The 22,162-nt window shown below is 68.8% G+C and carries 18 protein-coding genes; 10 read left to right on the top strand and 8 right to left on the bottom strand.

The window, feature by feature from the left end; genetic code table 11:
• Nucleotides 1-5: 5 nt before the first annotated feature.
• Both AC3EO7_RS31805 and AC3EO7_RS31800 read right to left on the bottom strand, forming a co-directional pair.
• On the bottom strand, nt 6-404 hold the full coding sequence (locus AC3EO7_RS31805) for a hypothetical protein (RefSeq protein ID WP_431965921.1): 399 nt from the start codon (nt 402-404) through the stop codon (nt 6-8).
• Between the two features lie 14 nt (nt 405-418).
• Entirely contained in the window at nt 419-685 is a 267-nt protein-coding gene (locus tag AC3EO7_RS31800; RefSeq protein ID WP_357457543.1) for a hypothetical protein, read from the bottom strand.
• 460 nt (nt 686-1,145) lie between these two features.
• Between AC3EO7_RS31800 and AC3EO7_RS31795 the strand changes: the two genes are divergently transcribed.
• The 4 genes from AC3EO7_RS31795 to AC3EO7_RS31780 all read left to right on the top strand — a co-directional run bounded on the left by AC3EO7_RS31795 (nt 1,146) and on the right by AC3EO7_RS31780 (nt 6,262).
• Nucleotides 1,146-2,630: a PfkB family carbohydrate kinase gene (locus tag AC3EO7_RS31795; protein WP_431965924.1), complete on the top strand. Its 1,485-nt coding sequence runs from the start codon at nt 1,146-1,148 to the stop codon at nt 2,628-2,630.
• A 209-nt stretch (nt 2,631-2,839) separates the two neighbouring features.
• Nucleotides 2,840-3,475, top strand: coding sequence for a GTP cyclohydrolase II (locus AC3EO7_RS31790; RefSeq protein ID WP_431965926.1), 636 nt, complete (start codon nt 2,840-2,842; stop codon nt 3,473-3,475).
• Nucleotides 3,476-3,649: 174 nt separating this feature from the next.
• Nucleotides 3,650-4,267 carry a GTP cyclohydrolase II gene (locus AC3EO7_RS31785; RefSeq protein ID WP_431965928.1) on the top strand — a complete coding sequence of 206 codons (618 nt, stop codon included), beginning with the start codon at nt 3,650-3,652 and terminating at the stop codon, nt 4,265-4,267.
• 162 nt (nt 4,268-4,429) lie between these two features.
• On the top strand, nt 4,430-6,262 hold the full coding sequence (locus AC3EO7_RS31780; RefSeq protein ID WP_435593219.1) for an AMP-dependent synthetase/ligase: 1,833 nt from the start codon (nt 4,430-4,432) through the stop codon (nt 6,260-6,262).
• A 64-nt stretch (nt 6,263-6,326) separates the two neighbouring features.
• Here the strand turns inward: AC3EO7_RS31780 and AC3EO7_RS31775 are convergent, their stop codons facing one another.
• Nucleotides 6,327-6,851 carry a YbhB/YbcL family Raf kinase inhibitor-like protein gene (locus AC3EO7_RS31775; protein ID WP_431965932.1) on the bottom strand — a complete coding sequence of 175 codons (525 nt, stop codon included), beginning with the start codon at nt 6,849-6,851 and terminating at the stop codon, nt 6,327-6,329.
• Nucleotides 6,852-6,897: 46 nt separating this feature from the next.
• Nucleotides 6,898-8,259, bottom strand: coding sequence for a M20/M25/M40 family metallo-hydrolase (locus AC3EO7_RS31770; protein ID WP_435593218.1), 1,362 nt, complete (start codon nt 8,257-8,259; stop codon nt 6,898-6,900).
• Between the two features lie 322 nt (nt 8,260-8,581).
• Here AC3EO7_RS31770 and AC3EO7_RS31765 point away from each other — a divergent pair, with 322 nt between their 5' ends.
• Both AC3EO7_RS31765 and AC3EO7_RS31760 read left to right on the top strand, forming a co-directional pair.
• Nucleotides 8,582-9,091 carry a CD225/dispanin family protein gene (locus tag AC3EO7_RS31765; RefSeq protein ID WP_435593217.1) on the top strand — a complete coding sequence of 170 codons (510 nt, stop codon included), beginning with the start codon at nt 8,582-8,584 and terminating at the stop codon, nt 9,089-9,091.
• The gene (locus AC3EO7_RS31760; RefSeq protein WP_431965938.1) at nt 9,088-9,510 is read left to right on the top strand and encodes a DUF2752 domain-containing protein; all 423 of its coding nucleotides are present in this window, start codon (nt 9,088-9,090) and stop codon (nt 9,508-9,510) included. Before AC3EO7_RS31765 ends, AC3EO7_RS31760 begins: the two co-directional genes overlap by 4 nt.
• A gap of 2 nt (nt 9,511-9,512) precedes the next feature.
• Here AC3EO7_RS31760 and AC3EO7_RS31755 read toward each other — a convergent pair whose 3' ends face one another.
• Nucleotides 9,513-11,039, bottom strand: a complete 1,527-nt coding sequence (locus AC3EO7_RS31755; protein ID WP_435593216.1) for a cytochrome P450 — start codon at nt 11,037-11,039, stop codon at nt 9,513-9,515.
• Nucleotides 11,040-11,304: 265 nt separating this feature from the next.
• On the opposite strand from AC3EO7_RS31755, the gene AC3EO7_RS31750 reads away from it, so the two are divergent.
• From AC3EO7_RS31750 to AC3EO7_RS31740, 3 genes are read left to right on the top strand one after another with little or no spacing between them, the layout of a single operon-like run.
• A complete protein-coding gene (locus AC3EO7_RS31750; protein ID WP_435593215.1) occupies nt 11,305-11,934 on the top strand; it encodes a GNAT family N-acetyltransferase in 630 nt (209 codons plus the stop codon).
• A 13-nt stretch (nt 11,935-11,947) separates the two neighbouring features.
• Nucleotides 11,948-18,691: an SDR family NAD(P)-dependent oxidoreductase gene (locus tag AC3EO7_RS31745; RefSeq protein ID WP_435593214.1), complete on the top strand. Its 6,744-nt coding sequence runs from the start codon at nt 11,948-11,950 to the stop codon at nt 18,689-18,691.
• Nucleotides 18,688-20,106, top strand: coding sequence for an aminotransferase class I/II-fold pyridoxal phosphate-dependent enzyme (locus tag AC3EO7_RS31740; RefSeq protein ID WP_435593213.1), 1,419 nt, complete (start codon nt 18,688-18,690; stop codon nt 20,104-20,106). Before AC3EO7_RS31745 ends, AC3EO7_RS31740 begins: the two co-directional genes overlap by 4 nt.
• A 2-nt stretch (nt 20,107-20,108) precedes the next feature.
• Here AC3EO7_RS31740 and AC3EO7_RS31735 read toward each other — a convergent pair whose 3' ends face one another.
• Nucleotides 20,109-20,489 carry a DoxX family protein gene (locus AC3EO7_RS31735; RefSeq protein ID WP_431966187.1) on the bottom strand — a complete coding sequence of 127 codons (381 nt, stop codon included), beginning with the start codon at nt 20,487-20,489 and terminating at the stop codon, nt 20,109-20,111.
• On the opposite strand from AC3EO7_RS31735, the gene AC3EO7_RS31730 reads away from it, so the two are divergent.
• The gene (locus tag AC3EO7_RS31730) at nt 20,412-20,738 is read left to right on the top strand and encodes a helix-turn-helix domain-containing protein (RefSeq protein WP_431965948.1); all 327 of its coding nucleotides are present in this window, start codon (nt 20,412-20,414) and stop codon (nt 20,736-20,738) included. The genes AC3EO7_RS31735 and AC3EO7_RS31730 overlap by 78 nt on opposite strands.
• Before the next feature lie 3 nt (nt 20,739-20,741).
• Here AC3EO7_RS31730 and AC3EO7_RS31725 read toward each other — a convergent pair whose 3' ends face one another.
• Together AC3EO7_RS31725 and AC3EO7_RS31720 are read right to left on the bottom strand one after the other, a co-directional pair.
• On the bottom strand, nt 20,742-21,074 hold the full coding sequence (locus AC3EO7_RS31725; RefSeq protein ID WP_431965950.1) for a hypothetical protein: 333 nt from the start codon (nt 21,072-21,074) through the stop codon (nt 20,742-20,744).
• Between the two features lie 572 nt (nt 21,075-21,646).
• Nucleotides 21,647-21,958, bottom strand: coding sequence for a DUF3303 domain-containing protein (locus AC3EO7_RS31720; protein ID WP_431965952.1), 312 nt, complete (start codon nt 21,956-21,958; stop codon nt 21,647-21,649).
• Between the last annotated feature and the right edge of the window lie 204 nt (nt 21,959-22,162).

The raw sequence follows: 22,162 nt of genomic DNA, 5'->3' as shown, positions 1-22,162 counted from the left end.
TTCTCTCACCCGAACACGCGCGGTGGACCGCCCGCGCGCCGCGGAAGGCCGTGCGCGCGAGAACCACTGCCGCATGCGCCGACCGGGCCCGGAGCCGACTCGTCTGGCCGGTCGCGCAGTCGCGCGACGATCCGCTTGTGCAACAAGATGATCGCGTGATCGAGCAAGATGCCCAACCGGTCGGCGCGCTCGGCGGCGCGGGCGTGGGTCATGCGGTCGTGCACCATGTCCGGGTCGCTGAGCAATTCGTCCAGCTCCATGCCGGCGAACGCCTGCTCGCGGGAGAGTGTGCGACCTGGCAACCAGCTCAGCCGCCACGCATCGGCGCTGGGTTCGCCGTCGCGGTAGGCCGATTCGGGGGTCAGGTCGCTGATCATGGTCCACTCGGTGGTGTGAATGGTCATGGCTGCCTCCGGTACTACAGCCCGAGCAGAATCTGCTCCAGGGGAATTCCGAGTTGTCCGGCGTAGTGCACCGCCCGCAGGTGGGCGAGCCGATCATGCCGGTAGGTCTGGGTGCTGACGATCTCGGCGAGATCCATCCCCGCCAGTGCCTGCTCGCGAGTGAGCAGGCGGTCGGGCAGCCAGCTCAGCCGCCACGACTTGGGCCATTTGTCGGCGACGCGCTGCGCCGATTCGTTGGTGCAATCGCTGGTCATCGACCAGTCGGTGACATAGATGGTCACGAATGCCTCCTGTCGAGCATCCGGAGGTCGAAGGGGGTCACCGAAGTTTTCGGAGAGCGGCGAGCCCCGGCGAAGTGCGCGAGAGGCGCACGGGCCGGGGCTCGCTGGACGGCGAAGCGGAACCGGCGGTGAAAGCAGTTCGGACGGTGCGGCGTTCGGCCGGGTACTATACGGCCGGACGGTTCGGTCCGAGTTCGGTGTCGGCCGCGCCGGGCTTGCGGCGCCTGCGCCGCCTGTCACGGCGTATCAGCAGAATCTCTTTCATCACCAAGGCCCTCCCGAGTCCGCTGGTGGGGACGACCAGATCGCCCAAAATCAGTGTGGCATTTGCCTTTCCCCCGGTCAATTGCCGGAGTATCTTGGGAATTGTCGGACTCATCGCCCGTTAAACCCGGGAATGAGGGCAATCTCCGCAAAGCACAACGAAACGACAACGACGTGATGGAGGGCGGACTCGCCGATGGCTCCGCAGAATCCCCGCACGATCGCGATTCGCGACATCCTCACCCGCTTGTGCACCTATTACGGTCTGCGGCCGGAACGCTTGGGCAACACCGAGATCGACGTCACCAGCCTGCTCGAGCTGCCGATCGTGCGCCAGCACGCGCAGCGCACCGGCCTGCCCGCGGGCGAATCCCTGTTACCGGTCGTGCGCGAGACGGCGCGCCGGCTGTCGCCGACCGATCGCCTCATCGCCGATTCGGCGTTGGCGCTCGGCCTTTTTCGTGACAACCCCCCTGACGGCGTCGATCTCGCCCGCCTGTACGCGGACAAGCTCGGCCCCCGGCGCGAATACCTCGTCGAGCACTGGCGGCGGCTGCACCAAGCGCTCGGGGTCGACCGCGTTCCCGAGGCGCCGACGGTGAAGCGGCTGCGCACGTCGTCGGAGGGCGACACCTTCACCGCGCTGGCCGACCTGCTCACCGCCGACACGGGTTACGTCATCCCCCAGGCCATGCCGAGCGGGAAAATTCTTGTCGCACTGCCCGATTCGGTTCGGCGGCCGAAATCGGTGACAGTGGTCGGCGACGCGGTCATCGATCACCTCTACCGCGTCGACGGTTTCCCCGCCGCGGACCGCGCGGCACGCGGCACCTTCACCAGGCCACCGGGTGGAAAGGGGTTGAATCGCGCGGTGGCCGCCGCGCGCCTCGGCTTGGACGTCGCGCTCGTTTCCGCGGTCGGCAACGACAAGGACGGCGCGGAGATTCTGAGCTTCCTGACCAACGAGAACGTCCGCTGCGATCTGGTGAAGATCGTCGACGGCGGCCGGTCCCCGGTGACGGCCGTGATCATGGATTCCAGCGGCGAGACGAGACTCATCGGATGCAAGGACGACAGGGTCAAACTCGATGTGGCGGACCTGCATACCGGCGCCGTGCAGGCGGCGCTGGCGAGCTCGGAGGTGGTGTTGCTGACGTTCGAACACCCCAAGGGCATCGCCGAGAACGTCCTCGCGATGGTGCGCGAGATGCGGCCGCGGCCGCAGGTCATCGTCTGCGCCACGCCGAGTCCGGCTGTGCCGCAAGATCTTTACCAGCACCTCGAGGTGGTGGACTACTTGGTGGGATCGCCGTCGGAACTGAAGGCGATGCTGCCTGCCGTGTCGACCGACTCGGCCGGGGACAGTGCGGAGATCTTGCTCGGGCTCGGGGTGCGCGCGGTGTGCGCGATCGACAAATTCCGCTGCTCGGTGCTCTCGGAACAGTTGAAGTTCGATGTCAGCCGGTTCCAAGGGGCGCTGAAGAATTCGGTGGGCGCCGCCGCCGCATTCTCCGCCGCGCTGGCATGCCGTGTCGTCGAAACCGGCGGCGAGCTGGCCGCGAAGGACTTCGTCTGGGCCACAGCGGCGATGATTCCCACCCAGCAGCTGGGTGCGGTGCCGCGCGCGATGCCGGACAAGGACCGTATCGACCAGGTGGTCCGGCAGGGCAACGAACGATGATCCGCGCGGCGCGGCAGCGTATTTTAACACAAAAGACCTGGTAGTAACATGCGTGTTACGTCACACGCAGGGTACGGTTGCGAGGTCATCTCGGATGTGCGGCAGCTGCTGCACCTGTTGAGTCGGAGGAGCGGTTGACGACGGTTGCGTCGGATCTTGCCGAAGCCGGTCATCGGTTCACGCGCAAGGGGCGTGACACTCGCGTTCGCGTGATCGAACTACCCGATCGCGGCGACGGAGGCGGCCACATTCTCGTCTTCGGAGACATCGTCGACGGATGTCTGGTTCGAGTTCATTCGCGTTGTCTCTACGGTGAGGCGCTGCGATCGGACGACTGCGACTGCGGTCCGGAACTGGACAAGTCCCTCGACATGATTCAGGAAGCGGGGTCCGGCGTGCTGGTCTATCTCGAGCAGGAGGGCCGCGGTGCGGGTCTGCTCGCCAAGGCGCGCGGGTACCTGGAGAGCGAACAGACAGGCGAGGACACCTTCACCAGCTACGAGCGACTCGGCTATCCGCCGGACGGACGCTCCTACGAGCAGGCGGCCCGCGCGCTGTTCGACGTGCTGAACCTACGGACGGTGCAACTGCTGACCAACAATCCGGCCAAGATGCACGCGCTGCGCGAGGTAGGCCTTGTGGTGGAAGTGGTTCCGCTGGTCACCGAGGCGTTGAGTCAGCGCGCCGTCGAGTATCTCGACGCCAAACGCCGGAGACGCCGGCACTGGATCCCCAACGGCGAATCGCCGTGGTCGTTGGAGCAGACGATTCTGCCGCGGGCGAATTCCGGCGGCGCGCTGCCGGACGGATCCGCCCACGAAAGCGCACCGCCCGTTCTGGTGTAGCCCCTGCTGCGATGCCCGGCCTCCCGCTACCATAGATGGATTGTGCGACTGGGGATTCCGCAGTTCGCCGACCGCTGCACTGTGCATCGGAGGGGCATGGACCGAGCGGCATCCGATCTCCGTGAGACCGGGCATCGTCTGACTCGCAAGGGGCGAGAACTCCGCGTTCGAGTCTTGGCGATCCCTGGCGCCGAGGACGGCGGGCACGCCCTCGTCTTCGGCCCGATGGTCGATGGCTGCCTGGTACGTATCCACTCGCGCTGCCTGTACGGCGATGCACTGCGCTCCGACGACTGTGATTGCGGGCCCGAGCTCGACCTGTCGATGGACATGATCCAGGACGCCGGGTGCGGCGTGCTGGTCTACCTCGAACAGGAGGGCCGCGGCGCCGGATTGGTCGACAAGGCAAGGGGTTTGCGCACCAGCGAGGTGTTCGGGCTGGACACCTTCGACAGCTACGAGCGACTCGGGCTGTGCGTCGACACGCGCTCTTACGAACACGCGGCCCGCGCGCTGCTGCACCTCGGTCTCGGTTCGGTGCGCCTGCTGACGAACAACCCGGACAAGGTGCGCGCCCTGACCGACCTCGGCATCGCCGTCACTGTAGTGCCTTTGGTGACCCGGCCGCGCAGCGAGCGCGCCCGCCGATACCTGGAGGCCAAGCGGCGCCGGCGCGGGCACACGATTCCGGCCGAGGACGAGACATGGTCGGCGCTGGGACGTTCAGGCTGGCGGTTGTCGTCCCGGCGGTCCACGCCGGGGTGCTGGTGGCGTCGGCTGCTCGCGCTGTAAAGGCCGTCACATTCGGTCCGCTCTGGCTACGATGAGTGAGCCGCGCCACTCGTTGACACCTAAATCAGTGAGAAGATGACATAGAGTCTGGCGCATTGCGTCAGCGGTTGGCGCCGAGCGTATCGAGTCGGTTCACCGACAGGATCATCGGGAACAGGGAATATGAGCACTACAGAAATCGGTTTCGCGCACGAATCAGGCAAGACGGTCTACACCGTTCCCGAGGCGTTCCAGGAGACCGTCAAGCTGCGGCCGGACGGGGTCGCGCTGCGCACGGTCGGCGGCACGACGGAGATCACCTGGCGGGAGTACGGCAAGCGGGTCGAATCGATCGCGGCAGGACTCGCCGCGCTCGGCGTCGGCCGCGGCGACTCCGTCGGGATCATGCTCACCAACCGGCCCGAGTTCAACCTCGTCGACACGGCCGCACTGCACTTGGGCGCGACACCGTTCTCGATCTACAACACCAGCTCCCCCGAACAGATCACCCACCTGTTCACCAATGCCGAGAACACAGTGGTGATCACCGAGCGCGCGTTCCTCGACGTGATCACCGGCGCGGGTGTCGAACTCGCGCACACCGTCGTGGTGGACGGCCCGGCCACCGGCGCGATCACCCTGGAGGAGGTGGAGGCCAACCCGGCCGCCGACTTCGATTTCGCCGCCGCCTGGCAGGCCGTCGAGCCCGGCGATCTGGCCACGCTGATCTACACCTCGGGCACCACCGGCCCGTCCAAGGGCGTGGAGATCACCCACCGCAACGTGCTCGCCCAGATCATCGCGCTGGTGTCGGGGCCGCTGCGGGTCGGCTACGACGACCGCGCGATCTCCTACCTGCCCGCCGCGCATGTCGCCGACCGCATCTCGGGACATGCCATCAGCCTGCTCACCGGCATTCTCATCACCTGCGTTCCGGATCCGCGCGAGATCGCCGCGGCGCTGCCCGACGCGCGGCCGACCGTGTTCTTCGGTGTGCCGCGGGTGTGGCAGAAGATCAAGGCGGGCATCGACGGCAAGCTGGCCACCGAGCCGAGCCCGGTCAAGAAGTCGCTCGCGGCCTGGGCCATCGGCACCGGGATCGCCGCCGCGCGCGCCGATCTCGCGGGCAACGGTCGCGGTCCGGTGCTCGGCTTGCAGTACAAGGTCGCCGACGCGCTCGTGCTGTCGAAGCTGCGCCACGCGCTCGGCCTGGACAATCTCAAGGTCGCCGCCTCCGGTGCGGCCGCTATTCCGCCGGAGACCCTCGAGTACTTCCTCGGCCTCGGCTTCACCGTCACCGAGGTGTGGGGCATGTCGGAGACCAGCGGCGTGGCCACCTATACCGAACTGGACAAGCCGCGGCCCGGCTCGGTCGGCCGCGCGGTCGACGGGCTGGAGGTGCGCCTCGGCGAGGACGGCGAGTTGCTGGTGCGCGGCCCGATCATCACGCCGGGCTACCGCAAGCAGCCCGACAAGACCAAGGAGGCGCTCGATTCCGACGGCTGGCTGTCCACCGGCGACGTGGCGACCATCGACGCCGACGGCTACGTGCGGATCGTGGACCGCAAGAAGGAACTCATCATCAACGAGGCGGGCAAGAACATCTCGCCCACCAATATCGAGAACGCCGTGAAGGCGGTGTCCTCGCTGGTCGGCCAGGTGGTGGCGATCGGCGAGGCCAAGCCCTACATCTCCGCGCTGATCGTGCTCGACCCCGACACGGTAGCGATCCGTGCCAAGGAGATCGGCGCTCCCGCCGAGGATCTCGCCGCGCTGGCCACCCGCAAGGAGATCGTCGACGAGGTGCTCGCGGCGGTCGAGACCGGTAACCGCAAACTGTCGCGGGTCGAGCAGATCAAGCGCTTCACGATCGTCGGCACGCCCTGGGAGCCGGGCGGCGACGAGCTGACCCCGACCATGAAGCTCAAGCGCAACCCGATCGCCGCGAAGTACGCCGAGGAAATCGGGGCGCTGTACGCCAACCCGCTGCCCGAGACGGTCGTCAACGTCTCCTGAGCCGCGACCAGATGACCGTGGCCCCGAGCCAAAAGCTCAGGGCCACGGTCTTTTTCGCGCAGGACTACTGCTCGTAGGTGCCGATCAGGGTGGCGCGGGCCAGGGTGTGGGAGAACAGGTTGAAGCCCAAGTAGGCGGGCGACGCGTCGGGCGCGATGCCGAGGCTCTCCACGTCCACCGCGTGCACCACGACGAAGTAGCGGTGCGGGCCATGCCCGGGCGGCGGTGCGGCGCCGACGAATCCGGCGAAGCCGCCGTCGTTGCGCAGGGTGACGGCGCCCGCGGGCAGCGAACCGCCCTCGCTTCCCGCGCCGCTGGGCAGGGAGGTGACCGACACCGGGATGTCGGCGACGGCCCAGTGCCAGAAGCCGGAGGCGGTCGGGGCGTCGGGGTCGTAGACGGTGACGGCGAAACTCTTGGTCTCGGCGGGGAATCCGGACCAGGACAACTGCGGGGAGATGTCCTTGCCTCCGGCGCCGAACACGCCGCTGACCTGATCGTTGCCGAGCGGGGCGCGGTCGGTGACGTCCCCGGAGGTGAGGGTGAAGCCGGGTACCTTCGGGAGTGCGTCGTAGGGGTCGTAGGTCATCGTTCCTCTTTTCGGAGCGTTGTATGTCGGAGCCGTGGTATTCGGATCAGCTGTGCAACAGGAAGTGTTCCAGCACCTGGGTGCCGAACTCGAGGGCGTCCACCGGAACGCGTTCGTCCACACCGTGGAACAGGGCACTGAAGTCCAGGTCGGGGGGCAGCCGCAGCGGTGCGAAGCCGAAGCAGCGAATTCCCAAGCGGGCGAAGGCTTTCGCGTCCGTGCCTGCGGAGAGCATGTAGGGCACCGTGCGGCCCTGCGGGTCGTGGGCCAGGATCGCGTCGTTCATGGCGTCGACCAGGTGCCCGTCGAAAGTCGTCTCGTAGGAGTCGAGCTTGGTGACCCACTCGCGTTCGACATCGGGGCCGATCAACTCGTCCACCTCGCGTTCGAAGGCGGCTTGGCGGCCGGGCAGCACCCGGCAGTCCACCACCGCCTCCGCGGTCTGCGGAATGACGTTGGCCTTGTAACCGGCCTGCAGCATGGTGGGATTGGCGGTGTCGCGCAGGGTGGCGCCGATGATGCGGGCGATGGTGCCGAGCTTGGCCAGCTGTCCCTCGATGTCCGGGCTGTCCGGATCGAAGGGGAAACCGGTCTCCTCCGACACGGCGGCGAGGAACTCGGCCACCGAATCCGAGAGCACCAGCGGGAAGGTGTGTTTGCCCAGCCGCGCCACCGCGTCGGCCAGGATGGTCACCGCGTTGTCCTCGTGCAGGAACGAGCCGTGTCCGGCGCGGGCCTTGGCGCGCAAGCGCATCCAGCCCAGGCCCTTCTCGGCCGTCTCCACCAGGTAGAACCTGCGTTCACCACCGTCGCGGCGCGGCACCGTCAGCGAGAAGCCGCCGACCTCACCCACCGCTTCGGTGACTCCGTGGAACAGGTCGGGCCGATTGTCCACCAACCAGTGCGAGCCCCACTTGCCGCCGTTTTCCTCGTCGGCCAGGAACGCGAAAACGATGTCGCGCGGCGGCACCGTGCCCTCGATCGCGAACTGGCGCGCCACCGCCAGCATCATGCCGACCATGTCCTTCATGTCGACGGCCCCGCGGCCCCACACGTAGCCGTCGCGGACCGCGCCGGAGAACGGATGCACGCTCCACTCCGACGCCTCGGCGGGCACCACGTCCAGGTGCCCGTGCATCAGCAGCGCGCCACGGCTGGGATCGGCGCCTTTCAGGCGCGCGAACACGTTGCCGCGGCACGGCGCACCGGATTCCACGTATTCGGTGGTGTATCCGGCCTGTTGCAGTTGGTCGGCCACCCACTGGGCGCATTCCCGCTCACCTTTGGTGGTGGCCAGGTCACCCGTGTTCGAGGTGTCGAATCTGATCAGGTGACTGACCAACTCGACGACCTCGTTCACCGCACGAGATCTGCTGTTCGGACCGGAGTCTTCGCCGTTGACGGACACGTCCCTTTCCTACCACTCGTCGCCGGTACGGCGCGTCGCGGCCGCGCCGCGAGTCCCCGCGCGGCGCGGTCTGGCGTGCGTGATCGCGCGTGCGGCCGATCGCGATCAGCGTGAGCCGAACCCGTGCCCGCCGAGCCGAAACACGCTGTCGCGGCCGCAAGCACGTCGGCGGGCGGTCGACGGGAGAGGGTGGCCGCGACCCACTACACTGCCGGAGACCTGGTCAACAGACTGTCAGGGTCGTTCGGGGGGCGCGCGCACTCGGAGTTCCACCGAAGCCCACATTCGCGCTCGCCGAGCGTCGACGACAAGTGAGGAATTGATGACGTACCCCCCGCCCCAGCCCGGCTTCGATCCGTACAAGCAGTCCGACCCGTACGCGCAGCAGCAGCCGCAGCCGGCGAGCGACCCCTACGCGCAGCAGCAGCCCGGCTACCCGGCCGCGCCGGGATATCCCGCGACGCCGGGTTATCCGGCCGCACCCGGCTACCCCGCGGCGCCGGGCTACCCGGCCGCGGGCGGCTATCCCCCGGCCCCCGGCTACCCCGCCGCCCCCGGTTACGGTCCCGGCTACAACCCCGGCACCCCGCCGGACAACAACATGGTCTGGGCGATCCTCGCGACGGTGTTCTGCTGCCTTCCGTTCGGCATCGTCGCGATCATGAAGGCGGCCAACGTCAACAGCCTGTGGGCGCAGGGTCAGGCCGCCGAGGCCTACCGTGCGGCCGAGGACGCCAAGAAGTGGACGATGATCGCCGCGGTCTGCGGCGTGATCGGCTTCGTGATCGCCCTCGTCCTCAATATCGCGCTCATCGGAGCCTCTGGGGTGTGAGCACCCCCGTCTCCGTCTCGCACCGGCTGGCCGCGCCCGTCGCGGTCGCCGGTGCGGGCGCGCTGGTCTGCGCGGCCGTGCTGTGGGCCGATCCCACCACGCCGGGCGGCGTCATCCCGGTCTGCCCGTCGAAGGCACTGCTCGGCATCAACTGCCCCGGCTGCGGCAGTTCCCGCATGCTGTATTCGCTACTGCACGGGGATCTTCCCGCCGCGCTGCACTACAACGCCCTCGGCCTGCTCGCGCTGATCGCGCTGATCGGCACGTTCGTCTTCTGGACCCGCGACCGCGTCCGCGGCCGTGATTCGGTGCGCTGGTATCAGTACCGGAACGCGCCGCACCTCGTGCTCGCCCTGGTGCTCGGCTGGCTGGTGCTGCGCAACATTCCGATCGCGCCTTTCACCGGTCTGCGCGTCTGAGCTCAGGTGCGCGGTGTCGCCGCCATCGGCACCGGCCCATCGGGCCCGCCGGTGAACGACAGCGCCCGCCGAATCGGCTCCTCGGTCGCCAGATCCAGCTCCATGCGCTGCGCCAGGACCGCCAACGACAGCGTCATTTCCATGATCGCGAAGTTCTGCGCGATGCAGATGCGTTTGCCCGCGCTGAACGCCAGCGAGCCGTGTCGGCGTTCGGTGGTCAGGTTCTCCGGCAGATGCCGCGACGGGTCGAAGCGCTCGGGGTCCTCCCATACCGACGCGTTGTGGTGCACGCCGTGCAGGCTGATCACCACCGTCGTCCCCGGCTCGATCCGGCAGCCGGCCAGGACGTCGGGGCCCTTCGCCACCCTGGTCAGTCCGATGATCGGTGGATACAGTCGCATCGATTCGGCGAGAACGGCTTTCGTCCACACCAGCTTGTCCACGTCGGCGGCCACGGGGGTGCGATCGCCCAGCACGTCACGCAGTTCCTCGTGCATCGTGGCGCGTGCCCCGGGATGCTCGGCGAGCAGTGTCCAGGTCCAGGTCAAGGCGGTGGCCGAGGTCTCCATCCCGGCGCCGATGAAGGTCATCAGTTCGTCGTGGATCTCGGTGTCGCTGTAGACGTGGCCGGTTTCCGGGTCCCTGGCGTCCATCAGCAGGCCGAGCAGGTTGTCCTTGCGCGCGATGCGGCCGCTGCGATGATCGGCGACGAGGGTGTCCACGGCCCGCTCGATGCGGCGCAGCTCGAGCATGATGTGCGGTGCGGTGAGCCAGGTCAGCCAGCGCATGGCGCGGAGGGGGATGCGTGAACCGGCCCGCCGCTCTTCGGGTGTCGTGCACCGGACGACGAACGTCGACAGCGCGCGCAGCGGTCTGCTGATATTGGTGGCGAAGCCGATGCCGAAGAACTTCAGCAGATTCGTCAGCCGCATCTGGGAGATCGGGCCGGACAGATCGGTGCCGAACATGGTGCGCGCCACGATGTCCAGGGTCAGCCGGTTCATTTCCGTGCCGATGTCCACGGGGCCGTTCGCGGCGCAGGCTCGCAGGATGCGGTCGGCGGCGTCCCCGGCCGCCTCGGTGATCGGTCCGGCGAACTGCTCGATGTTGCCGCGCGCGAAGATCGGCTGCACGAGGCGGCGGTTGCGCTGGTAGCGCCGGTCGTCCATATCGGTCACCAGACCCTGACCGAAGGTCACCGCCATCATGTCGTATTCGGCACTCTTGCAATAGTTCTCCTGGTTCGAGACCAGGATGCGCCGGGCCAGCGCGGGATTGCGCACGACGGCGTAGCGCAGCAGCGGCATGCGGGCGACGAGCACGTCGTCGGCGCCGGGCAACTCGACGGTCAAGTAATGCACCAGCGTGCGGTCACGCCAGCGTGGGATCAGCGCGGCGGCGTAGCGCCAGGACTGCGTCCAGCCGACCTCGGTGCGATGCCAGCGCATGGGCGCGGGCTGCCAGCGCGGCGGGTGCAGGGTGCTGTCACCTGGGTGATCGGTGGGGTGCTCGGTTGCCGATGTCGTCATACGGCAGTCCTCATCGTGTGTGAATGCGTCTGCGCCGAAAGGCGTTCGGCCCGTGCGGGCTCGGTCGAAGAGTAGACGACGTGTCCGGTGTGGGAACGCCCCTCGCGGCCCGCCGAAAGTACCGGCTTGCGGGAACTTTTTTCCTCGATTACCGGCCGGTAGTTTGTCGCTGCGCGCCGCGGTCGATTGGTGTACGTTGCTGTTTGTAGATAGAAATCTGCTGCTGGGGTGGGGTTTTCACGCAGCACGTCACGAAAGTTTGCTTGTGACCGAGACATTCGACGACGTTGTGGTTCGTCCGGCTACGAAACAGGATGTGCCCGAGCTGGTCTCGGTGCTGGATCGGGCGTTCGCCACCGACGACCCGTTCGGCGAGTACATGTTTCCCGACGCGGCGCAGCGCCGCCGCAACCAGCCCAGGCTGACCAGGGCGATGATCCGCCACCAGTACCTGCCCGCGGGCGGGGCGCTGGTCGCGACCGCCGACGGGCGAATCGTCGGAGGGGCGCTGTGGCAGACGCCGGACTACCGTTTCGGTCCGCTGCGCTACCTCGCCTCGATCCCGGAATTCGTGTGGGCCATGGGTTCCGGCGGTCCGCGCGCCCTCGCGATGGATGCCACGATCACCGATCTGGTCAAGGGCCTGCCGCACTTCTTCGGGGTGACCCTCGGCGTCGATCCCGTGCACCAGCGCGGCGGGGTGGGCCGGGCGGTGCTCGCCTACGCGATCGCGGAGATCGAGCGGGTGGGCGCGCCGATGTTCGGGGTGTGCAAGGACGGCAATGTCGCCTACTACCGGGCGCTGGGTGCGCTGCGGGTGGGCCGGGTGCGGATCGGCCGCACCGGCCCGCTGGTCAACGTGATGATGTGGCTGCCGCGCAGCCTGGCCGAGTGAAGGAGCACGTTCCGTGACGGACATCGCGATCGTCGGCGTCGGCTGCCGCTACGCCGGTGGCATCGACTCGCCGGAAGCGTTCTGGGATTTCGTGGTGAACAAGCGCGACGCGGTCACCGACATCCCGGCCGACCGCTGGGACTACCGCCGCTACTACGACACCGACCGCCGCGCGCCCGGCCGGATGTACACCAAGCGCGCCGCGTTCCTCACCACCGACCCGTGGGCCTTCGACCCCGATTTCTTCGGCATCTCCCCGCGCGAGGCCACCGCGATGGACCCGCAGCAGCGGTTGGTGCTCGAGGTCGCGTGGGAGGCGCTCGACGACGCGGGCATCGCAGGCCGCACGGGCGAGGCTCCGGTCGGCGTCTACATGGGCGCCTTCACCCTGGACCAGCTCGCGGTCGGTTTCACCGGTGAGGCGGTGCCGCACATCGATATGCACTCCTCGGCGGGCGCGTCCTACACGATGCTGTCCAATCGAATCTCCTACGCGCTCGACCTCGGCGGGCCCAGCGTCACCGTCGACACGGCGTGCTCGTCGTCGCTGGTCGCGCTGCACCTGGCCTGCCAGGCACTGCGCGACGGCGACTGCCGTACCGCACTGGCGGGTGGGGTGAACCTGATGCTGCAACCTGGCACGTTCATCTCCATGTGCAAGGGCGGTTTCCTCGCCGAGGACGGACGAAGCAAGTCCTTCGGCGCCACCGCCGACGGCTACGGGCGCGGCGAGGGCGCGGGCATGGTCGTGCTCAAGCCGCTCGCCGATACCGAAGCCGACGGCGACCGCGTCTACGCGGTGATCAAGGCGACCGGCTCCAACCAGGACGGCCGCACCACCGCCATTACGGTGCCCAACGCCGAAGCCCAAGAGGCGCTGGCGAAATCGGTGTGCGAGCGGGCGGGCATCGCACCGCACGAGGTGACCTACGTGGAGGCCCACGGCACCGGAACACCGGTCGGCGACCCGCTGGAGCTGCGGGCGATCGGGCGAGCTTACGGCGCCGTCGAAGGACGCGCCGCGCCGTTGGGTGTGGGGTCGGTGAAGGCGACCCTCGGTCACACCGAGGCCGCCGCGGGCATCGCGAGCGTCATCAAGTCGGCATTGGCCATCTCCCATCGCACGCTACCGCCGCAGGGCTGGCTCGACGACGAGCTAAATCCCGACCTCGCGCTCGACGAGCTGCGATTGACTATTCAGACCGAGGCCGAACCGGTCAGGCCCGACGAGCGGATGACGGTGGCGGTCAACGGATTCGGCTACGGCGGCACCAATGCCCACGCCATCCTGCAAGAACACCGCCCCGCCCGGGGTCCTGGTGCAACGGCTGCGCGCTCGAGCGCAGCCACCGAGCCGATCGGCCACGCGCCCGCGTCGGTTCGCCCAGTGCTCGCAGCGGTCGAGATCGCACCCGCAGCGGCTGCCCCAGCCCCCGCAGCAGCCGAAACCACACCCGCAGCCGCTAACCCAGCCCCCGCAGCAACCACACCCGCAGCCGCTAACCCAGCCTCCGTAGCGGTCGAGACCACGCCCGCAGCAGCTGACTCATCGTCCACAGCGGTTGGCCGGGTGCTCGCTGCGGTCGAGACAACCCCGGCGTCGGTCGGCCGGGCGCTCACCTTGGTCGCCCACGCTCCGGCCGCGTTCGATACAGCTCCCGCATCGGCCGACATGGCAGCCACATCGACCGACGCAACACGCGCGCCGGGCGATGTAGCTCCCCCAGCCGCCGCCATAGCGCCACCGCGCGCAGACACCACCCGGCGTCACCGCGGCGTGCTGCCCATTTCGGCGCGCAACGAGCAGGCCGTGCGGCATCTCGCGGCCGATTTCACCGACCTGCTCGCCGCAGGCGCAGACCCTGACCACGTGGCCGTCGCCGCCTGGACTAGACGGCACCACCACCCGTTTCGCATCGGCGTGCCATTCGCCGACACGGCCGAATTGATCGACGCCCTGCGCGGTTTCGCGGCGGGCGAGGGGCGCGCCCCAGTGCGTACCGTCGGAAATGCCACTACCGGACCGGTTTTCGTGTTCACGGGGATGGGTCCGCAATGGTGGGGCATGGGACGCGAGCTGCTCGCCACCGACCCGGTCTTCGCCGCCGCTGCCGAGCGCGTCGATGCGGCGTTCACCGCGCTGGCCGGTTGGTCCATCCGCGCGGAATTGGCTCGTCCCGAGACCGAGTCCCGGGTGACCGCGACCGAGATCGCCCAGCCCGCGAACTTCCTCGTCCAGGTAGCGCTCTTCGAAACCCTTGCGGCGCTGGGGGTCCGGCCGTCCGCCGTGGTCGGGCACAGTGTCGGCGAGGTGTCGGCCGCGTACGTCACCGGCATGCTCTCGCTGACCGACGCGGTCGCGGTGGCCTATCACCGCGCCCGCCTGCAAGCCACGACCGCGGGCACCGGGGGCATGCTCGCCGTCGGACTGCCCGCCGAGCAGGCGGCCGACCTGCTCGGTGCGGGCGTCGACATCGCCGCGATCAACAGCCCCACCGCCGTCACCCTCTCGGGCGCGGTCGACCGGCTGGATGCAATCGCCGAAACACTCACCGGCCAGGGTGTTTTCGCGAAGCGCCTACAGGTCGAGGTTCCGTACCACAGCGCGCTCATGGATCCGATCCTCGAACCACTGCGCGCCGCCCTCAGCATGCTCACCCCGCGACCTCCGTCGATCCCGCTCTACTCCACCGTGACCGGTGACCGGGTGAACGAGGCGGACTGGGACGCCGACTACTGGTGTGCGAACGTGCGTCGGCCGGTGCGCTTCGCCGCGGCGATCCGCGGCCTGATCACCTCGGGCGAGCGTGTCTTCCTCGAGGTGGGCCCACATCCGGTGCTGGCCGCCAACCTCCGTGAGCTGTTGCTGCACGTGGGCGAGAGGGGCGCCACCATCGCGACGCTGCGGCGCAAGCAGTCCGACGCGGTCAGTGTGCGCGAAACGATCGCCGGGCTGTACGCCGCGGGCGCTCTCGACATCCCCGCCCTGGTCGGTCCGGCACCGGTCGCACACCTGCCGCTCCCCCGCTACCCGTGGCAGCGCAAGCGTCTGCGCTCCGACCTGCCGGAATCGTCGCAGCAGCGCTACGGCACTCCCGGCCTGTACACCATGCTCGGCGATCCTGGCCTGGACGAGGAGCGGCACTGGACCGTCCAGATCGCTGCCGAGGTGCTGCCCTGGATCGACGACCACGTCGTCGACGGCGCCCGAATCCTCCCCGGCGCCGCGTATCTGGACGCGGCATTGAGCGCGGCCGCCGTCGAATACGGCGCGAGCGCCGAGCACGGCATCGCCGCGGTGGAGCAGGTGCGGTTCATCGCGCCGCTGGTCGTCGAACCCGGCGACGTCCCGGTGATGCAGTTGCGCGTCGAGGAGTCGACCCGCCGCTTCACCATCCGCTCCCGAACCGCGGTGGGGACGGCATGGACAGTGCACGCCACCGGCCGACTGGTCGAGGGCGCGTTCGAACCGGTCAAGATCGCGGTCCCCGACACGGCCTCCATGACCCCCGTCGCACCCGAGACCCTCTACGACGACCTGACCGCGACCGGCGTCGCGCACGGCCCGGCCTTCCGGCTGGTCAGCGAAGCGTGGGTGGACGGCGACACCGTGGTCGCGACGCTGGATGCGGGCATCGCCGGGCGAAGCGGGCATCTGGCGCACCCGTGTGTGCTGGACGCGGCCTGGCAGATCGTCTCACTCGGCGACGCGGGCGGCCCCGAGCTTGCGGGCGCGGTCATCCCGATCGGCGCGGCCGCCGTGCGGATGTTCGCGCCGCTACCGTCGCGCGCGGTGGTGGTCGCCCGGCTCACCGAACCGTTGCGCGCCGACGTCGCGGTGCTGGACGCCGAGCACAATCCGATCCTGCAGATCGTCGGCGCGAAGTTCCAGGCGGTGCCGTTCGGCGGCGGGCTACTGCGCGGGCTCGAAGACCTCTACTACGAGGAACGCTGGACCCTGCGCGACCCGCTCGACCGCGCCGCGCTCGACCGGACCGCCACCGGGTACACCCTCGTCGTCCCGCTGACGGGTGCCGCACGCGCCCGCGTCGAGCAGCTCACGCGCTCGACCGAGTCGGCCGAGATCATCGATCCCGCAACCGATTTCGAGGAGATGCTGGCCGAGCGGCTGCACGCCGCGCACGCCAGTCGCGGCATCGACCGCGTGCACGTCTGTGTGGTCGCCGGGACGGGCGCGGACCCGGTCGCCGACCTGTGGCTGCTGAGCAGGCTGGCACTGGTCCTCGCCGACGTCACCGATGCCGTGCACCCCGAACCGCTGCCGTTGACCGGAGACGGCTCCTTGCACGTGACCCTGGTGACCGAACGCGCCTTCGCGCACCCGGAGGACGCGACCCTGCCCAACCCCGCCCACGCCGCCCTCGCGGGCGCACGCCGGGTGCTGCTCAACGAGCAGCCGTCGCTGCGCTGGCGTCTGGTCGATATCGAACCGGAGACCTCCGAAGCCGAGCTGCTCGCCGAACTCTGCGTGCCGGGTGCGTTCAGCGCCGACGGCACCGACGAGGTGTTCCTGCGCAACGGATTACGGTGGTGCACCGTCGTGACGCGCGCGCTGCCCGACCGGCTCGCCGCTCTCGACGAGCCGGAGCCGCTGAACGACCCCGAGGCCAACTTCGTCCTCGACATCCCGCGCTCGCGCGTGCTGTCCCAGCTCGGGTGGCGCCGTGCCGCGCGCCGGGCGCCAGGTCCCGGCGAGGTCGAGGTGCGGATGGCCGCGATCGGACTCGGCTTCAAAGATCCGCTCAAGGTTCTCGGTGTGCTCGGCGCGGACGACTTGGCCGACACCCATTTCGGCGTCGCGCCGGGCATGGAGGGCGCGGGCACGGTGGTGCGGGTCGGCCACGATGTCACCCGGTTGCGCGTCGGCGATCGTGTCGGACTGGCCTCGGCGGGCATGATCGAACGCTTCCACGTCGCCGATACCGAGGTGGTGGGTCCGGCGGCGGAGAGCATCCGCCCGGAACTGTGCACCTCGACGGTCTCCCTCGTCACCGCCGAGTACTCGCTGCTCGACCTGGCCCGGTTGCGGTCCGGGGAGACGGTGCTGGTCCACGGCGCTGCGGGCGGCGTCGGCGCCTGCGCGATTCAGGTCGCCAAACGGCACGGCGCCAGGGTGATCGGCACCGCGAGCACCGACGAACGCCGCGCCTACGCGCTGGAGCAGGGCGCGGACGAGGTGGTGAACTCGCGGTCGCTGAACTTCGTCGACGATGTCCTCGGCCTGACCGGTGGCCGCGGCGCCGACATCGTCATCAGCACCGCGCCCGGCGAGATCGTGCACCAGAACTTCAAGGCCGTCGCCGAGTTCGGTCGCATCGTGGAGGTCGGCAAGGCCGACATCTACTCCGGCGGCGTGCTCGATCTGCGCAACTTCGACAAGAACGTCGCGTATTTCTCCTTCGATCTGGACCGCATGCTGAAACTGCGGCGCGCCGAGGTGGTGGCCAGGGTGCAGGCGGTGAACGAGAAACTCGCCGACGGCACCTACCGCCCGCTGCCGTACCACCGTTTCGGTGTCGACGAGGTCGGGGCCGCGTTCGAGGAGGCCCTGCGCTCGACCCGCCTCGGGCGCATCGCCCTCGACCTCACCGGCGAAACACCGTCGGTGCGACCGCAATCCGCCGACGTGACCATCGACCCGGCGGGCCGCTATCTGATCACCGGCGGCTTCGGCGCTTTCGGCCTGGCCACCGGCCGCTGGCTTGTCCGCCGCGGCGCGCGGCACTTGGTGCTGATCGGTCGAAGCGGCGCGGGCACCGACGCCGCCCGTGCGCACCTGGACGCCTGGCGCGCCCAAGGGGTGCAAGTGCTCGTCGAGCGGGCTGACGTCACCGACGCCGACGCCATTCGCGACGTCGTGGCGCGCGTCCACACCGAAGCGCATCCGCTGCGCGGCATCTTCCACGCCGCGGGCGTTCTCGACGATCAGCGCATCGCGACGATGGACCGAGCCAGTCTGACCGCCGTCTTCCGCCCGAAGCTCGACGGAGCGCTGGCCTTGCACGCAGCCCTGACCGCCGCCGATGTGCGACCCGACCTGATCGTGCTGTTCTCCTCCGGCAGCGCCATCATGGGCGGAATCGGCCAATACTCTTACACCGCGGCCAATCTCGCGCTCCAATCGTTCGCGGACCGGTTGGCGCGCCGCGGCGAGCGGGTGCTGTGCATCGGATGGGGCGCGATGTCCGGTGGCGGCATGGTCGACGCCGACGAGAACGTGCAGCGCTACCTGCGGATCGCGGGCTTCGACGCGATCGACATGGACGATGGCACCGAATACCTCGGCGAGGCACTGCGTCTCGGTGTGCGGCAGGCCGCGATCATTCCGGTCGACTGGAGCAAGGTGGTGCTCGCGGCGCCGCAGCTGGCCGACACCGCGCGGGTCGCCGACCTGATCGCCTCGGCCTCCGAGGACAATTCGGCGGCGGCGCGGCTGCGCGGCGAGATCATCGCGCTGGACGAGGCGCAGCGCGCGGCCGTCGTCGGTTACGTTCTCGCCGAACAGCTCGCCGAGGTGATGGGTGTGGCGCCGGATTCCATCGACCTGTCGGTTCCGCTGCCCGAGCTCGGCCTGGATTCGCTGATGGCGGTCGAGTTCGGCGCGCTGGTCGGCAAGACGCTCGGTGTGGAGATGAACAGCATTCAGCTCGGTCGTTCGTTCAGTCTGGCGCAGGCCGGGGCCAGGATCGCCGACATCATCGTGGGATCCGCGGGCGCCCAAGAGGTCGCGGCATGACCGACGAGCGGGCTATCGCGCGACGGCTGCTGGCCGGTGCGCGTGAACGCAACACCGCGACGTCGACCGGAACCGATCGGCCCGCGGCCGCGCAGACGGGCGCCCGCACGACAGTGCGGCGCGGGCCGGGACGCCAGTTCGCCGACCATCCGGCGGTAGTGGCGGCGCTGGAGAAACAGGCGGCGATCCAGCGCCTGATCGACGCCACCGGGCTGCCGCATCCGCTGTTCTTGTCGCCGGAAGGCCACAACGGCGCGGTGATTCGTTCCGGCGGAAACGAATTGGTGAACTACAGCTCCTACAACTATCTGGCACTGGCCGCGCACCCCCGGGTTATCCGCGCCGCCAACGAGGCCGCCGAGCGGTACGGCACCTCCGCATCGGCCACCCGCATCGTCACCGGGGAGATCCCGCTCTACGGCGTCCTCGAACGCCGCCTCGCCGACATCTACCGCGCGGGTGCGGCACTGGTGACCTCGAGCGGGTTCCTCACCAACGCCGCCGTGATCGGGTTCCTGCTCGGCGAAGGCGATGTCGCCGTGTGCGATTCGCTCGCGCACGCCAGCCTGGTCGCGGGCACCCAGTGGGCGGGGTGCAGGCGGGTCACCTTCCGGCACAACGATCCCGAGTCGCTGGCTGCGTTGCTGCGGTCGTGCCGTCACCAGTTCGATCGGGCGCTGGTGATCATCGAAGGCCACTACAGCATGGACGGCGATCTCGGTGCGATCGCCGAAATATCCTCCGTGGCAAGGGCATACGATTGCGCCGTGCTCGTCGACGAGGCGCACGCCATCGGTGTCCTCGGACCCACCGGCCTCGGCAGCAGGGAACACTTCGCTCTGCCCGGCGACCTGGTCGACATCTGGGCGGGCAGCCTGTCGAAGGCGCTCGGCAGCACCGGAGGATTCATCGCGGGCGACGCCGACCTGGTGCGGGCCGTCAAGTACGCCGCGCCGGGCATGGCGCTCTACACCGCCGGACCGTCCCCGTCCAACGTCGCCGCCGTCCTGGCCGGACTCGACGTCCTCGCGGACGAACCCGACCGGCTGGCTCGCCTGTGGTCGAATGCTGGCCTGTTCACCGACGCGCTGCGCGCGCGAGGCATGAATCTCGCGGACTCCCAATCGACTCCGATCGTGCCGGTCATCGTGCCCGGCGAGATCCGCGCCGGATACGCCGCGGCGGCGCTGCTGCAACGCGGCTACAACGCGGGCGCCATCCTGTCTCCCGTCGTGCCCGCGGGCACCGAACGCCTGCGCTTCTTCCTCACCAGCGAACACACCGAACGCCAATTGCTCGACACCGTCGACCAACTCGGCGACATCCTCGACATCGTGCACCATATCCCCGACCTCACCATCGGAGCCCCCGAAACCCCGGATCAACTCGGCTCCTTCCCCATCCCCGGCCGCTGAGATCACTGCGCGAGGGCGACGTACACGGCCCAGGCGATATAGCCGATGTTCACCAGCAGACTCGTCAGCGCTCGCCCGGTTCGCAAAGGCGGGTGATCGGCGCGGGCACGCCGGAGTGCGTCGAGCCAGACCGCCAGGAATGCAGTGATCAGCGCGGCCGCAGCCCACCCGCCGAGCGCCCGTGTCTGCGGCAGATACAGCAGGCTCGCGACCACGAGTTCGGCCAGACCACTCGCGACCACGACGAGGCCGGGCGCGGGCAGCCACGGCGGCACGAGCGAGCGGTAGTAGTTCACCGCGACGAAATGACTCAGGCCGGTGATGGTCGAATAGATCGCCAGCAGAACGGAAGCGAGGGGGCCCACGTTCTGCGGCGCTGCCATCGGACGAGCCTCGGCGACGCCGCCACGGAAGCGGGACTCTCCGCGCCTCGGCTGCGGACCTTGGCTCGCGAAACGATCGGCGTCCCCCTCGTCCGAGTCCGGCAGTGGCAGCGGTTGCGGACCGCGATCGCCGCATTGCCACACCACCGGATCAGCGAGGTCGCCGCACACGCCGCCTTCGCCGATCAAGCCCACCTGACCAGAACCGCGCAGCGAATGCTGGGACGTAGCCCCGCCTCGTTGCGCTGAGCGTCACGAGCTCTTGCCCGCTGACGGCAATCGCACCGCATCCCACGGCACCCAGTGCCGCAGCGTCGTCTCGGTGAGCTTGTTGCGGGTCCGGTAGTCGACCGCGACCTCGGCGTACCACGCGACGTAGTGCCCGAGGTGCAGCCGGACCCAGCCGTACTGGGTCGCCTGCACCCACGGCTCCTGGAACCTCGGATCCAGGCTGTTCGACGCGACACCCAGCGACGGCCGCTGGGGTCCCGGCTTGTTCGGCAGCAGCCAGATCCGCTTGGGATCGACCAGCACCGGGCGCGGGCGCGGCAGGCGCCGGACCGCCGAAAAGGCATCCTCGCTCACCGTCGACCACCCGACCCGACCGCGCCGCAATTCGAACACATGTTCCCATCATGACACGTCTACGAACCGGTCGGAATGGCACCCGCTACTAAAGTTGCTGCGCTTGTGCGACGAGCTCCAGAAACGCGTCGCCGTAGCCGCCGCGGCCACCCGCGCCTGCCTCGAGAGCGGGTTTCTCTCGACGCAGGCGCGGGCTGGACAATCGCTGAGCGGGTCGAGGATCACTTCCTGCGGCCAGCGCCTTTGCAGTCGTTGGCGGCTTTGGCGGCGTCCTCGGCGGCTCGCGTGGCTTCGGCGGCAGCCGAGACTGCGTCTTCGATCGACTGCGAACATCTGGCCCGACAGTCTCGGTTGGCCGAACACATCATCACGGTGTCGGTGACGGGCCCGGTTCGCGACTGCTCAGGTACGGGTTCGGAAGCATGAAACATACGGTGCTCACAAATCCGCAGAAGCGGCGTGGAGCGAGTATCGGCACGCCGCTGCGTCGCGATCAGGATTCGGCTGATCGCGACAGCGTTTTCGCTCGAGCGCGCCCGCGCTCAACGGGTATCGGAGCTGATCGGCGAGGTTCAGCCGATCGATGCCCTGAAGTCCGCGCCTTGCTGGAAGGCTTGCGCGCCCTCCGCGATCTCGACGACAGGGTAGATCTCGTACTCCGCGAAGAAGCCGAACTTGGACGGACCGTCGGCCAGGTCGATCGGATTATCGGTCTCGACCACCGCGAATCCGCCCCTGCCGTCCAGCCGACCGACGAATTGGTGGTACTTCGTGGTGGGGGACGGCTTCCAATTCGCGAACACGTCCAACGCGCGCTGCATGCCGGCTTCATTCTCGGCCGCGGAGCCGTTCCAACGGTAGGTCCAGGAAACCACGTACTTCATTCCATCCTCCTAGGGATGCATCGAAGTTGCTGGTCTGGCGCGGATACCCACAGCGGAGCAAGACATACCCGCACGTTCTCGTCGCGCTGTGGCCCCGTCGGGCGGCACAGCACCACCGCGGCGGATCGTTGCCGTAGGACCGGATCGTGACCGGTCGCTTGTGCGCAACCTGAAGCTGCGCGATACGCTGCGACCGGCTGGCAA

The organism is Nocardia sp. bgisy118, from assembly GCF_057708605.1.
Note: the sequence above shows the minus strand (reverse complement) of the source record. Positions and strands in the feature narration are given on the sequence as shown.